The organism is Kribbella sp. NPDC104740, from assembly GCF_055583505.1.
In genome coordinates this window covers 288,864-300,326 of sequence record NZ_JBVJNV010000003.1, presented here as the reverse complement: position 1 = coordinate 300,326, position 11,463 = coordinate 288,864, and the positions used below count along the sequence as shown (strand labels likewise).

The window sequence follows — 11,463 nt, the reverse complement described above, 5'->3', positions numbered from 1 at the left end:
CTGAAGCAGACGATTCCGTACTCGGGCGCCGCGCAGGAAGCGGGTTTTCCTGCGGGACAGCTGGGGTCCACGGGGTAGGACGGAATCGTTGTACGGATTCACCTCCCCTGAACGCCCCAGGAACCGGTAGCCTCGTGCAGCCGCTGCAGTACTTGCCTGGGGAGGCCCAGACGGTCGCGGTACGACGACCACCACCGACGAACTGCCGGAGAGCCCAAACCGGTCAGGAGATCACGTCTTGCAGGAGAACACCAGCACCAGTTCCGGCGAACTCGCGAACGTACCCCTCACAGGTGCGGACAAGGTCGCCTACGCCTTCTACGCCACCGCGGCCACCGCCGCACTCGTCGGCCAGGTCTGGGCCGGCGTCACCCACATCCCCTGGCCCGACGAGGGCTTCTCGACGTTCCTGAAGATCGCCCTCGTCACCCCCGCCGTCGCCGTCATCGAGCTCGGCGGTGTGGCGACCGCGGCGCTCGCCGACCTGCGCCGGCGCAAGGGCGAGCAGGCCTACGCCTACCGCGCGATGTCGCTGTTCGCGGCGATCGTCGCGCTCGTCTTCAACGTGGTCGGCCACTGGCGGCCCGAGGAGCGGTTCCTGGCCTTCGGCTTCGGCGGCCTGTCCGCGTTCGCGTACGTGCTCTGGCTGATCCACAGCTCGGCCCGGCGCCGCGACGCGCTCCGGGTGTCGGGCCAGATGGCCAACACCGGTCCGGTGTACGGCGTCGTGCAGTGGCTGCGCGAGCCGCGGCTGACCTGGCAGGCCCGGTCGCTCGCGATCGAGCACGGGTACGGGATGTTCGAGAGCATCCGCGCCGCCCGCGACCACGTCCGCAACGCCGCCCGCCGGAACGCGATCGCCGGGACCGTTGCCGAGTACATCCGCTCCGAGCACCAGGACGAGCGGCTGGCCAAGATCGCCGAGACGACGTACGACGCCGACCGGCTGGCCGGGATGCTCGAGGAGCGGATCAACTACGAGGTGGTCACCAACAAGCTGACCCGGGCCATCTCGCCGCCGCCGGAGGAGCCGCCGGCCGAGGAGCGCAACGACCTGCGCGCCGCCGTCTGGGTGGTCGAGGGCAAGGCGCTGAAGGCGCAGCAGGTGCGGACCGACGGTGGCGTGAACCTGCGCGACGAGGACGCCTGGGGCGAGGCGATGACCGGTGAGCTGATGGCCATCGTCGACCCGCCGGTGAACGCCGAGGGCGTCGCCGAGGCCGAGGTGGTCGAGGACGAGTCCGAGCACGTGGTGAACGGGGTCCGCAAGCCGGTGAAGGCGTCGCCGGTGGTGCAGAAGCCGTCGGAGCCGTCGCCGTTCGCGCCGGCCGACCAGGTGTCGCGTCCCGGCGTACCGGAGCCGGTCGTCGAGACCGTGCTGCCGCCGGTCCTGCCGGAGCCGGTGCTGCCCGAGCCGGTCGTCGTCGAGCCGGTCGTCGTGACCGAGCCGGCGCCCGCGCCGAAGCCGGCGGCCAAGACGAAGGCGTCCCGTCCGGCGCCGAAGGTCGTCGCGGCCGAGGGCGAGCCGGAGCCGACCGACCTGGAGAAGCGCCGGATGCGCGCCTGGAACATGCTGTCGGACTGGCCCGAGGGTCACGAGCGCAGCGCGAAGAAGCTCGCCGAGGCGATCGGCTGCAGCGAGCCGATGGCCAGCCGCTTCATCGAGCAGTACGAGGCCGAGCTGGTCTCGTCGAAGAACTAGTAGTTGTTCTGGAGGACCCGCACCCCTTGGGTGCGGGTCCTTTCAGTTTCCGAGGTTGACCGGGAGCTCCGCGAGGCCGCTGACCAGCACCCTTCGCCACTCCAGCTCTTCGGCCGGCTTCGCCAGCGACATCTTCGGGAACCGGCGCAGCAGCGCGAGCAGCGACTCCTGCAGCTCGATCCGCGCGAGCTGAGCGCCCAGGCAGAAGTGCGGGCCGAAGCCGAACGACAGCTGCTTGTTCTCCTTCCGGTCCAGCCGCAGCTCGTCCGGGTCCTCGAACGCCCGCGGGTCCCGGTTGGCCGAGTTGAGCGCCGCCATCACGCCCTCCCCCGCCTTGATCTGTACGCCGTGCAGCTCGAGGTCCTCGACCGCGACGCGCAGCTGCCCGACCTCCGAGAACCGGTTGAACCGCAGCAGCTCCTCCACCGCCGACGGCACCAGCTCGGGCTCGGCGACGAGCCGCGCCCAGTTCTCCGGCCAGCGCAGCAGTGTCGCGACGCAGCTGGAGATCTGGTTCGCCGACGTCTCGTGCCCGGCGACCAGAAGGTTGACGCCGAAGGCAATCAACTCCTCCTGGCTCAGCCGGTCGCCTTCCTCGCGCGCCCGGACCAACTCGTCGAGCAGGTCCTCGGCGGGCTGGTCGGCGTTCGCCAGTTTCCGGTCGACGAGTTCCTCGATGTACGCCGTCAGCGACGTCATCGCGTTCTCGACCAGGTCCTTCTCGGCCATCTTCATGCTGTAGCCGAGCTCGGTCCACTCCCGGAACTGCTCGCGGTCCTCGTACGGTACGCCGAGCAGCTGGCAGATCACCTGGATCGGCAACGGCAGCGCCACCAACTCCCGGATGTCCGCGCCGTCCCCGGCCGCGGCGACGTCGTCGGCGAGCTGCGCCGACAGCTCCGCGACCCACGGCCGGGTCCGCTCGATCCGCCGGTGCGCGAATGTCGACGAAACGAGCTTGCGCAGCCGGCTGTGCTCCGGCGGGTCGGTCGTGGTCAGGCTGTTCGGCATCGGCTTGGCCAGCGCGACCCGCGGCGCGCCCTGCTTGACCACCGCCGCGCGCGAGAACCGCGGGTCGGCCAGCACGAGCTTCACGTCGTCGTACCGGGTGACCAGCCAGACCTCGGCGCCCGCGAGCGTCCGCACCCGCGCGACCGGCCGGTTCTCGCGCAGCTCCGCGAAGGTCGGCGAGGGGTCGAACCGGAACGCGTCGTCGAACGGGATGTTGAGCACGGTCTCCGTCATGGCTCGACCCTATGTACTTAGGTGACCCTTCGCTCGGCTGAGCAGTGTGTCGGTGATCCGGCTGAAGTCGTCACCTCCGTGGCCGTCGGCGATCGCTCGTCGGGCGATCGCGTGGGCGGCATCGACAGGTCCGGCGTCGACACCGTGCTGCTCGGAGACGTGGACGATGTGCTCGAGGGTGGCGGCCGCCGAGGTGATGTTCGAGAAGGTGCCTGGGTGGTTGCCGCTGTCGACGTTCGCGGCCAACTCGTCGAGGCTGGGGGAGAGCAGATCGGTGATCCCGCGCGCGAAGCCCGCGAGGTCGGCGGCCGCGATGTTCTCGGCCTTGGCGAGCGCGAAGGCGTGCATGATGCCGGTCATCGCGGTCCAGAAGATCCCGAGCAGCGCGACGTCGTACGCCGCCGCCCGGCCGGGGTCCTTGCCGAGATGGCTCGCCGTGCCGCCGAGGGCGGCGAGCGTCGGCGCGTGTTCGTCGTACAGGTGTTGCGGGCCGGAGTAGAGGAAGACGGCGCCGGGGCCGCCGATGGTGACGGTCGGGGTCATGATCGCGCCATCGAGGTAGTCGACGCCGCGCGCGGCGGCCCAGTCCGCCGTACGGCGGGCGCGGTCGGGGGAGTCGGCGGTCAGGTTGACGACGGTCCGTCCCTCCAGCTGGTCGGCCGCGGAGTAGAGGATCGCGTCGACGGCGTCGTAGTCGAGCACACAGATGACGACGAGCGGGCTCGCGGCAACGGCCTCGGCGGCGGTGGATGCTTCGGTGACATCGAGCCCGTCGGCCTTGCCCGGCGTACGGTTCCAGACGGTCGTTCGATGTCCTGCGGCAGCGAAGGCGGAAGCGAGCGCGCGACCCATCGGCCCGAGCCCGAGAACGGTGACTGCGGAATTGTCGGTCATGCCCGGCACGCTAGACATTCACATCACTGTAAGAGTCAAGCTCAGGAGACCAGATGCGCATCGGCGAACTGTCCCACCGCACCGGCGTCAGCGGCCGCCTCCTCCGCTACTACGAGGAACAAGGCCTGCTCGCCCCCACCCGCACGTCGACGGGCTACCGCATCTACGCCGAAGCCGACGTCCAGCGCGTCCGCCACATCCGCATCCTCCTCGGCGCCGGCCTCGGCACCCTCGCGATCGCCGAGCTCCTCCCCTGCATGACCGAGTCCAACGGCACCCTGGCCGCCCTCTGCCCCGAGCTCGTCCCGCAATTCGAAAAGGAACGCGACCGCATCACCGCCACCATCACCGCCCTCGAAACCGCCCGCACGGCGCTGACCACGATCATCAGCAACCCACTGCCGGAGGGCGTCTACCAGGCCTCATGACTCCCAGACCGGGACCGAGGGCAACCCGTGGCGGGCTCGGGCGGTGTCGGTGAGTTCCTGGATCAGGTCGGTCTTGGCTTTCGTGTAGTCGAAGCCGGTGAGGCCTTCGGCGGCCAGGGTGCGTTTGAGGGTGGAGTAGCGGCGGACGGCTTCGGGGGTGGCGCGGAGGTGGTCGCGGAGGAGGCGCTGGTTGAGGTGGGGCCAGGCGGGGGTGGGGAAGACGTGCAGGTTGTGGGTGAGGACGCCGTCGACCGTACGCGTGTAGGTGCGGCGGTCGGGTGGGCCGTCGGGGTTGTGCTGGAAGCCGAGGGTGGCGAGGGCCTGGTCGTCGACCGGGCGCGCGGGTGCGGCGGCGATGTCGATGACGGGTTTGGCGGCGAGGCCCGGTACGGCGGTGCTGCCGATGTGCTCGATCGGGTCGCCGAGGATCGGGTGCAGGTGGGCGGCCATCTCGGCGTACTGGGTCGGCCAGGTGGGGTCGTAGTCGGCGATCGTCGTCATGCGCGGGACTCGATCAGGACGGCGAGGCCGTCGAGGATTCGGGTGATGCCGTACTGGAGGGCGTTGCTCTGCTCGGTTGCGGCGGATTCTTCGGCGAAGGCGGCGGTGACGGCGGGGTAGGCGTGGCCGGCGGTGGTGAGGACCTCGGCCAGCTGGACGGTGTAGTCGTCGTGGGATGCGCCGGGTGGGGCCAGTTGCTCGACGAGGCTGCGGACGTGGCCGTTGAGCAGGACGATCGTGTCCAGGCGCTCGGAGCCGGTGAGGCCGGTGCCGGCCAGGCAGGTGAGGGCGGTTTCCATCCAGCCGAGTTCGTTGGGGCCGATCGGGCGTTGGCCGGTGGTGAGGTCGATCGCCCAGGGGTGGGCGCTGTAGCGGGCGTGAATCGTGTCGGCCCAGGCCTGTAGGCCCGCGCGCCAATCGGAGGAAGGCGTGGGCGGCTCACCGATCGCGGCGTCGAGCATCAGGGCGGTCAGTTCGGCCTTGCCGGGGACGTAGCGGTACAGCGACATCTTGGTGAAGCCGAGGCGTTCGGCCAGGCGCTGCATCGAGAGGTTCGTCAGGCCTTCCGCGTCGGCCAGGGCCATCGCCTCGGCGACGATCCGCTCCAGCGAGAGCGCGGGCTTCGGGCCGCGCCGGGCGCGCTGCTGGGTGCCCCAGAGCAGTTCGGTGGCGGTCGGGACCGGCATCGCGGACCTCCTCGGAAGACTGTTGACGTCGAACTGTGTCTACCATACTCTAATTCGCGTCCACCAGAAACAGATTCCATGAGACACAGTTCCCAGAAGGAGCCCGCCATGAAGGTCCTGATCTCCGGCGCGAGCATCGCCGGCCCCGCTCTCGCGTACTGGCTGCACCGGTACGGCTTCGAGGTGACCGTCGTCGAGCGGGCGCCGCACCTGCGCCCGGGCGGCCAGGCCGTCGACTTCAAGGGCGCCACCCACTTCACCGTGCTGGAGCGGATGGGCATCCTCGACGAGGTCCGCCGCCGCCGGACCGGCACCACCGACACCGTCTTCGTCGACGAGAACGACCAGGAACTGGCCGTCGCTCGCGGCGAGTTCACCGGCGGCGACCTGGAGATCCTCCGCGGCGACCTCTCCGAGATCCTGTACGAGCGCACCGCCGCGACCTGCGAGTACCTCTTCGGCGACTCGATCAGCGCGCTGCACGAGACCGCGGACGGCGTCGAGGTCTCCTTCGAGAATTCCCCCAGCCGCACCTTCGGCCTCGTGGTCGGTGCCGACGGCATCCACTCCCGGGTCCGGAAGCTTGCCTTCGGCCCCGAGCAGGACTACGTGAAGCACCTCGGCCACTACTACTGCGTGGCCGGCGCGAGCCCGTGGAGCGGCGAAGGATCACGCGAGCGACAGGTTGCCCACGGCCACAACACTCCCGGCCGCCTCGCGGTCAGCGGCGGCTCGAAGGCGCAGCAGCTCTACATGTTCGCCTCACCCGAGCTCGGCTACGGTCGCGACGACACCGAGGCCCAGCGCGAGATCGTCCGGCGCGTGTACGCCGGAGTCCGCTGGCAGGTGCCGCGGATGCTGCAGGAGATGGAGGAGTTCGACGACTTCTACCTCGACTCGATCAGCCAGGTCCGGATGGACGGCCGCTACACCAAGGGCCGCGCCGCGCTGGTCGGCGACTCGGCGTACGGGAACACCCTCGGCGGGTTCGGCACCGGGCTGGCCGTGGTCGGCGCCTACGTCCTGGCCGGCGAGCTGAAACGTGCTCAAGGCAACTACGAGCCCGCGTACGCGCAGTACGACGAGATCATGAAGCGCTACGCGAAGATCGCCGGCAACAGCAATGCCGGCCGCTTCCTCGCTCCGAGGACCGCGACCGGCATCAAGCTGCGCAACTGGTTTCTCAACTCACGGATGTTCGCGCTGATGACCAAGTACGCCGACAAGGCCGCCAACGACATCGACCTGCGCGACTACGAGGCTCACTGAGGTGCGGCGGCCGCCGCGCAGTGGTAGTCGTGCTCCGGACGCTCACCCGTGGTCAGGAACGTCGTCACCGCGTGGTTGGCACAGCGGTTCTTGCCGCCCGGGTAGACGCCGTGCCCGCCCTGGTCGGCGGTGACCATGACGGCTCGATCGCCCAGGGCCTTGCGCAGCTGCCGAGCGCCGGCCAGCGGCGTGGCGGGGTCGCGCAGGTTCTGGACCAGGAGCACGTTGGACGGTCCGTGGTCGGTGATCCGCACCGCCGGCTCGGCCGGGTCGGGCCAGTACGCGCACGGGGTGATGTTGGCTCCGGCGGCTCCGAACAGCGGGTACTTGATCCGGTCAGCGGCCACGGCGCGCTGGTACGTGCTGACCGACTTCGGCCAGTAGCCGTCGTTGCAGACCATGTAGTAGCGGCCGGAGATCAGGTTCTCCGCACCGGCCGGGTCCCCGGGGATCGGGGGCGGCGGCTGGTTGGCGTCGACGGCCTTCCAGATGCCGGCGAGCAGCGGGGCCTGGGTCGGCCCGTAGAGGAGCCCGAAGTTGAGCAGCCGGAACGCCACCGCGTCGAACGGCCCGTCCGGCGTCTGGACCGGCTTCTTCTCCAGCCGCTTGGCCAGCTCGAAGTACTTGGCCCTGACCTGCGCGGGCGTCCGGCCGAGACCGAACTCGCGGTGGTTGGCCGCGGCGAACTTCGCGAAGTCGGGGAAGCGGTCCTCGACGCCCTGCGACCAGAGCCGGTCGCTCGGGTAGTCCCAGCCGCCGGGGCCGAGATTGCTGTCGAGCACGATCCGGTCGCTGCGCTGCGGGAACAGCGTGGTGTAGACCGCGCCGAGGTGCGTGCCCCAGGAGGCGCCGGCGAACGAGATCTTCGACTCACCGAGCGCGGCGCGGATCGAGTCCATGTCGCGGGCGGTGTTGGCCGGGTTGACGTGCGGCAGCATCCAGGCGGTCTTCGAGGACGCGCACTGCTGCGCGACCTGCTTGACCTCGGCCGCCCGCGCGGCCACGTCCGCCGCGTTCTTCGCGTACGGCGGGATGTTGCCGGTCCCGAGCTGCTCGGGAGTGAGGTCGCAGGTGACCGGCGTGCTCTTGCCGATCCCGCGCGGGTCGAAGCCGATCACGTCGTACAGATCGCGCACGCTCTGCGGGAGCCCGGCCGCGACGAGGAACGCGGGGTAGTTCTGCCCGGCCGCAGGGCCGCCCGGATTGGTCAGTAGGACGCCGCGGCGCTTCTCGGGTTTCGTGCTGGGCAGCCGGGAGACGGCGATGTCGATCGTGCGGCCGTCCGGGGCGCGGTAGTCGAGCGGCACCTTCAGCGTGCCGCACTGCATGCCCTTCGGGATCGGCACCGGAGAGATGTCGGCCGGGCAGTCGGTCCAGGTGATCCCGGTGGCAAGAGGTTCGGCCTGCGACACACCAGGGACCAGGGCGGCGGTGATCGAGGCGAGGGCGACGGTCAGCGGAACGGCTGTTCTGAACATGTTTCCATCGTTGGCGTTCCCGGCCCGCTGACGCGTCCCCCTGGCGACCCTCGGGGTGCGACGAAAGGACTACCCCGTCAGTCGGTCCCGAAGGAGTAGATCGTCCGGGTCGAGTACGTCTGCCCCGGCCGCAGCACCGTCGACGGGAAGTCCGGCTGGTTCGGCGAGTCCGGGAAGTGCTGGGTCTCGAACGCGAACGCGTCGCCCTGCCGGTACGTCTTCCCGCCGATGCCCTGGAAGGTGCCGTCGAGGAAGTTGCCGCTGTAGAACTGCGCGCCGGGTTCCGCCGTACGGACCGAGACGGTCCGGCCGCTCTCGGGCTCGGTGAACCGGCCCGCGAACCGCAGCCCGTCCCGGTCGGTCTTGCCGCCGAGCACGAAGTTGTGGTCGTAGCCGCGCCCGATCACCAGCTGCGGGTGGTCGTCGCGCAGCCGCTTGCCGATCGCGGTCGGCCGCCGGAAGTCGAACGGCGTCCCGGCCACCGGCGCGATCTCACCGGTCGGGATCAGCCCGGAGTCCACCGGCGTGTACGACGGTGCGTTCAGCTCCAGCACGTGGCCCTCGATCGAGCCGCTGCCCTCGCCGGCCAGGTTGAAGTACACGTGGTTGGTCAGGTTCACCACAGTCGGCTTGCCCGCGACGGTCGCGTGGTAGTCGATCCGCAGGTCGTCGTCGAAGTCGAGCGTATAGGTGACGGTGGTGGTCAGTGTGCCGGGGAAGCCCATCTCGCCGTCCGGGCTGACGTAGGTGAACGCGACACCGACGTGCCGCCCGGTCTGGACGACCTTCGCCTTCCAGACCTTCTTGTCGAAGCCGAGCGTGCCGCCGTGCAACGCGTTCTCGCCGTCGTTGACCGGGATCTGGTACTTGTTCCCGTCGATCGAGAACTGCCCCTTCGCGATCCGGTTGCCGTAACGGCCGATGGTCGCGCCGAAGTACGGGCTGAGCGCGGCGTAGTAGGGCAGGTTGTCGAAGCCGAGGCTGATGTTCTCGGTGCGGCCCCGGCGGTCCGGGGTCTCGACCCGCTGGATGGTGGCACCCCAGGTCAGCATCGAGATCGTGACGCGACCGTTGGTGAAGGTGTACACGTCGACGCCGACCCCCTCCGGGGTGGTGCCGAACGGGTCCTTGCGGATGGACAGGCGGCCGTGGTGTGAACCCATGGACGCGACTGTAGTGGCCGCCGATACGGCGCCGGCCGGGCCGGTCAGCGCTCCGGCGGCGACAGCGCCGAGGCCGAGCGCGCCGGCGGTGCGCAGGACGTGGCGACGCGGCAGGTGGTCGGTCATGTCAGCTCCTCGATCAGGTGGGCGGTGCCGGCGAGAGCGTTCTCACACCGGCCCGGGCACTGTAAGCAGCTCGGTCCGATGTTTGGAACAGTTCGTAACCGTTCGGATTCGTCCGATGACTGGGCGGTGTGTTGGTTGAGGCCTGCGTTGGTGACCGGATCGGTCCGCCGTACGGCGTGATGGTGACTGTCGCGGGGTTCGCCGTACGGGAAGGCTGGAGGTATGACACAGACTGCGCTGATCGTGATCGACGTCCAGGAGTCCTTCCGGGTCCGGCCGAACTGGCAGGCCGTGAACCACCCCGACATCGCCGACCGGGTCGGCCGGCTGGTCGCGAGCGCGCGCGAGCGCGGCGACCTGGTGGTCTGGGTGCTGCACACCGAGCCCGGCACCGGCACCGTGTTCGACCCGGCGTCCGGCAACGTCCGGCTGATCGAAGGACTCGAGCCCCGCGCGGGTGAGCCGGTGATCAGCAAGACCTCGCACAACGCCTTCACCACCACGAATCTGCAGCAGCTGCTCACCCAGCACGGGATCCGCGAGCTGGTGATCAGCGGGATCCGCACCGAACAGTGCTGCGAGACCACCACGCGGGTCGCGTCGGATCTCGGGTACGACGTGGTGTTCGTGACCGAGGCGACCGCGACGACGCCGCTGCCGCACTGGACGCTGCCCGCCGACGCGACGCTCGAGGAGGTGCTGGCCGATCCGCGGACGCTGATGCCGTCGGTGGTTGTCGAGCGGACCGAGTACGCGCTGGCGGGACGGTTCGCCACCATCCGGACGCTCGACGAGCAGGCCGGTGTGCTTGTGGGATCCTGACCGGATCATGCGCAAGGTCGTGTTCTTCCTGGTCCCACGGCTGCACCTGCTCGATCTCGCCGGGCCGGCGCAGGTGTTCTCGACGGCCGCCGATCTCGGGTACGGCTACACGCTGCACTACGTGGCGGACGTCGAGGAGGTGTCGACCGCGCAGGGCGTGCCGGTCAAAGCTGCTGTGGACTGGCCCGCGCTCGGGCGGGACGACCTGATCGTCGTACCGGGCTGGCGGTCACCGCGACTGTCGCCGTGGCCGCCGATCTCCGCACGGACCAAGCAGATGCTGCGGACGCACCACGCCGCGGGCGGATCGGTGGCCAGCGTCTGCTCGGGCGCTGACGCTTTGGGCGCCGCGGGGTTGCTCGACGGCCGCCGCTACACCACGCACCACGACCTGACCGACGAGCTCGCCGCGCGCTACCCGAAGGCGAGCATCGTGCGCGACGTGCTCTACGTGATGGACGAGCGGGTCATCACGTCAGCCGGCATCGCGAGCGGCATCGACCTCGCCCTGCACCTGGTCGCCGTCGAACACGGCGCGGTCGCGGCCGCCCGGGTCGCCCGCGAGATGGTCGTCTACGCCCGCCGCAACGGCGACGAACTCCAGGACAGTGCAATGCTCCGCCACCGCGGCCACCTGAGCGACCTGGCCCACCGAGTCCAGGACGTCATCGACAGCCGCTACGCCGACCGCCTCCCCTTGTCCGAGCTGGCCACCTGCGCCGGCGTCAGCGAACGCACCCTCACCCGGGTCTTCACCGCCGCCACCGGCCTCACACCTTTGCGCTACCAGCAACTCCTCCGCCTAGAGCGAGCCGAACACCTGATCGCCCACGGCACAACCGTCGAGTCGGCGTCCCGCGTGGTCGGCTTCGAGGACCCGAGAATGCTCCGCCGGTTGCGTTCGAGAACCCCAGCCGCCGGCTAGCCCGCGGGGTGGTGGTTGGGTCGCCTGGGGCTCGGTGAACGAGCAGACGGTCAGGGCACTAGCTGTCTTCTTTCCGGCCGGTACCACCTCAGCCCCCCACGGCCTTCTCGGCCGCATCTCCACCGGCCTCAGCCACCGCGGGGTGGACTTTCCTCTACCTCCCACGGGGGCCTGAACCTCCTGAGATCTCCGGCGAACCCGACCAGGCTTTCAACCAGCGGGCA

The 11,463-nt window shown here is 69.9% G+C and carries 11 protein-coding genes; 5 read left to right on the top strand and 6 right to left on the bottom strand.

The genetic code is table 11. From position 1 onward, the window contains the following. Positions 1-238 precede the first annotated feature (238 nt). Positions 239-1,702, top strand: a complete 1,464-nt coding sequence (locus tag ACZ6Z4_RS17555) for a hypothetical protein (RefSeq protein ID WP_465564668.1) — start codon at positions 239-241, stop codon at positions 1,700-1,702. Between the two features lie 42 nt (positions 1,703-1,744). Here the strand turns inward: ACZ6Z4_RS17555 and ACZ6Z4_RS17550 are convergent, their stop codons facing one another. Together ACZ6Z4_RS17550 and ACZ6Z4_RS17545 are read right to left on the bottom strand one after the other, a co-directional pair. Continuing rightward, positions 1,745-2,947, bottom strand: coding sequence for a cytochrome P450 (locus tag ACZ6Z4_RS17550; protein WP_465564664.1), 1,203 nt, complete (start codon positions 2,945-2,947; stop codon positions 1,745-1,747). A 9-nt stretch (positions 2,948-2,956) separates the two neighbouring features. Beyond that, a complete protein-coding gene (locus ACZ6Z4_RS17545) occupies positions 2,957-3,841 on the bottom strand; it encodes an NAD(P)-dependent oxidoreductase (protein ID WP_465564659.1) in 885 nt (294 codons plus the stop codon). Positions 3,842-3,894: 53 nt separating this feature from the next. On the opposite strand from ACZ6Z4_RS17545, the gene ACZ6Z4_RS17540 reads away from it, so the two are divergent. After that, positions 3,895-4,269, top strand: coding sequence for a MerR family transcriptional regulator (locus ACZ6Z4_RS17540; RefSeq protein ID WP_465564654.1), 375 nt, complete (start codon positions 3,895-3,897; stop codon positions 4,267-4,269). On the opposite strand, the gene ACZ6Z4_RS17535 is transcribed toward ACZ6Z4_RS17540, so the two are convergent. Next, positions 4,264-4,770, bottom strand: a complete 507-nt coding sequence (locus tag ACZ6Z4_RS17535) for a GrpB family protein (RefSeq protein WP_465564650.1) — start codon at positions 4,768-4,770, stop codon at positions 4,264-4,266. The two genes, ACZ6Z4_RS17540 and ACZ6Z4_RS17535, sit on opposite strands and share 6 nt — an antisense overlap. After that, positions 4,767-5,456, bottom strand: coding sequence for a TetR/AcrR family transcriptional regulator (locus tag ACZ6Z4_RS17530; RefSeq protein WP_465564647.1), 690 nt, complete (start codon positions 5,454-5,456; stop codon positions 4,767-4,769). Before ACZ6Z4_RS17530 ends, ACZ6Z4_RS17535 begins: the two co-directional genes overlap by 4 nt. Before the next feature lie 108 nt (positions 5,457-5,564). Here ACZ6Z4_RS17530 and ACZ6Z4_RS17525 point away from each other — a divergent pair, with 108 nt between their 5' ends. Then, positions 5,565-6,725 carry an FAD-dependent monooxygenase gene (locus tag ACZ6Z4_RS17525; protein ID WP_465564644.1) on the top strand — a complete coding sequence of 387 codons (1,161 nt, stop codon included), beginning with the start codon at positions 5,565-5,567 and terminating at the stop codon, positions 6,723-6,725. Here ACZ6Z4_RS17525 and ACZ6Z4_RS17520 read toward each other — a convergent pair. Further along, positions 6,719-8,203, bottom strand: coding sequence for an alpha/beta hydrolase (locus tag ACZ6Z4_RS17520; protein WP_465564641.1), 1,485 nt, complete (start codon positions 8,201-8,203; stop codon positions 6,719-6,721). The two genes, ACZ6Z4_RS17525 and ACZ6Z4_RS17520, sit on opposite strands and share 7 nt — an antisense overlap. A gap of 77 nt (positions 8,204-8,280) precedes the next feature. Then, the gene (locus tag ACZ6Z4_RS17515) at positions 8,281-9,492 is read right to left on the bottom strand and encodes an aldose epimerase family protein (protein WP_465564638.1); all 1,212 of its coding nucleotides are present in this window, start codon (positions 9,490-9,492) and stop codon (positions 8,281-8,283) included. A gap of 222 nt (positions 9,493-9,714) precedes the next feature. Here ACZ6Z4_RS17515 and ACZ6Z4_RS17510 point away from each other — a divergent pair, with 222 nt between their 5' ends. Both ACZ6Z4_RS17510 and ACZ6Z4_RS17505 read left to right on the top strand, forming a co-directional pair. After that, entirely contained in the window at positions 9,715-10,314 is a 600-nt protein-coding gene (locus ACZ6Z4_RS17510; protein WP_465564635.1) for a cysteine hydrolase family protein, read from the top strand. Positions 10,315-10,321: 7 nt separating this feature from the next. Then, positions 10,322-11,239: a GlxA family transcriptional regulator gene (locus tag ACZ6Z4_RS17505; protein ID WP_465564632.1), complete on the top strand. Its 918-nt coding sequence runs from the start codon at positions 10,322-10,324 to the stop codon at positions 11,237-11,239. The last annotated feature ends 224 nt before the right edge of the window (positions 11,240-11,463 follow it).

Coding starts and splice junctions, on each gene's coding strand:
- ACZ6Z4_RS17550 (WP_465564664.1), bottom strand. CDS start 2,947: ATGACGGAGACCGTGCTCAACATCCCGTTCGACGACGCGTTCCGGTTC.
- ACZ6Z4_RS17545 (WP_465564659.1), bottom strand. CDS start 3,841: ATGACCGACAATTCCGCAGTCACCGTTCTCGGGCTCGGGCCGATGGGT.
- ACZ6Z4_RS17540 (WP_465564654.1), top strand. CDS start 3,895: ATGCGCATCGGCGAACTGTCCCACCGCACCGGCGTCAGCGGCCGCCTC.
- ACZ6Z4_RS17535 (WP_465564650.1), bottom strand. CDS start 4,770: ATGACGACGATCGCCGACTACGACCCCACCTGGCCGACCCAGTACGCC.
- ACZ6Z4_RS17530 (WP_465564647.1), bottom strand. CDS start 5,456: ATGCCGGTCCCGACCGCCACCGAACTGCTCTGGGGCACCCAGCAGCGC.
- ACZ6Z4_RS17525 (WP_465564644.1), top strand. CDS start 5,565: ATGAAGGTCCTGATCTCCGGCGCGAGCATCGCCGGCCCCGCTCTCGCG.
- ACZ6Z4_RS17520 (WP_465564641.1), bottom strand. CDS start 8,203: ATGTTCAGAACAGCCGTTCCGCTGACCGTCGCCCTCGCCTCGATCACC.
- ACZ6Z4_RS17515 (WP_465564638.1), bottom strand. CDS start 9,492: ATGACCGACCACCTGCCGCGTCGCCACGTCCTGCGCACCGCCGGCGCG.
- ACZ6Z4_RS17510 (WP_465564635.1), top strand. CDS start 9,715: ATGACACAGACTGCGCTGATCGTGATCGACGTCCAGGAGTCCTTCCGG.
- ACZ6Z4_RS17505 (WP_465564632.1), top strand. CDS start 10,322: ATGCGCAAGGTCGTGTTCTTCCTGGTCCCACGGCTGCACCTGCTCGAT.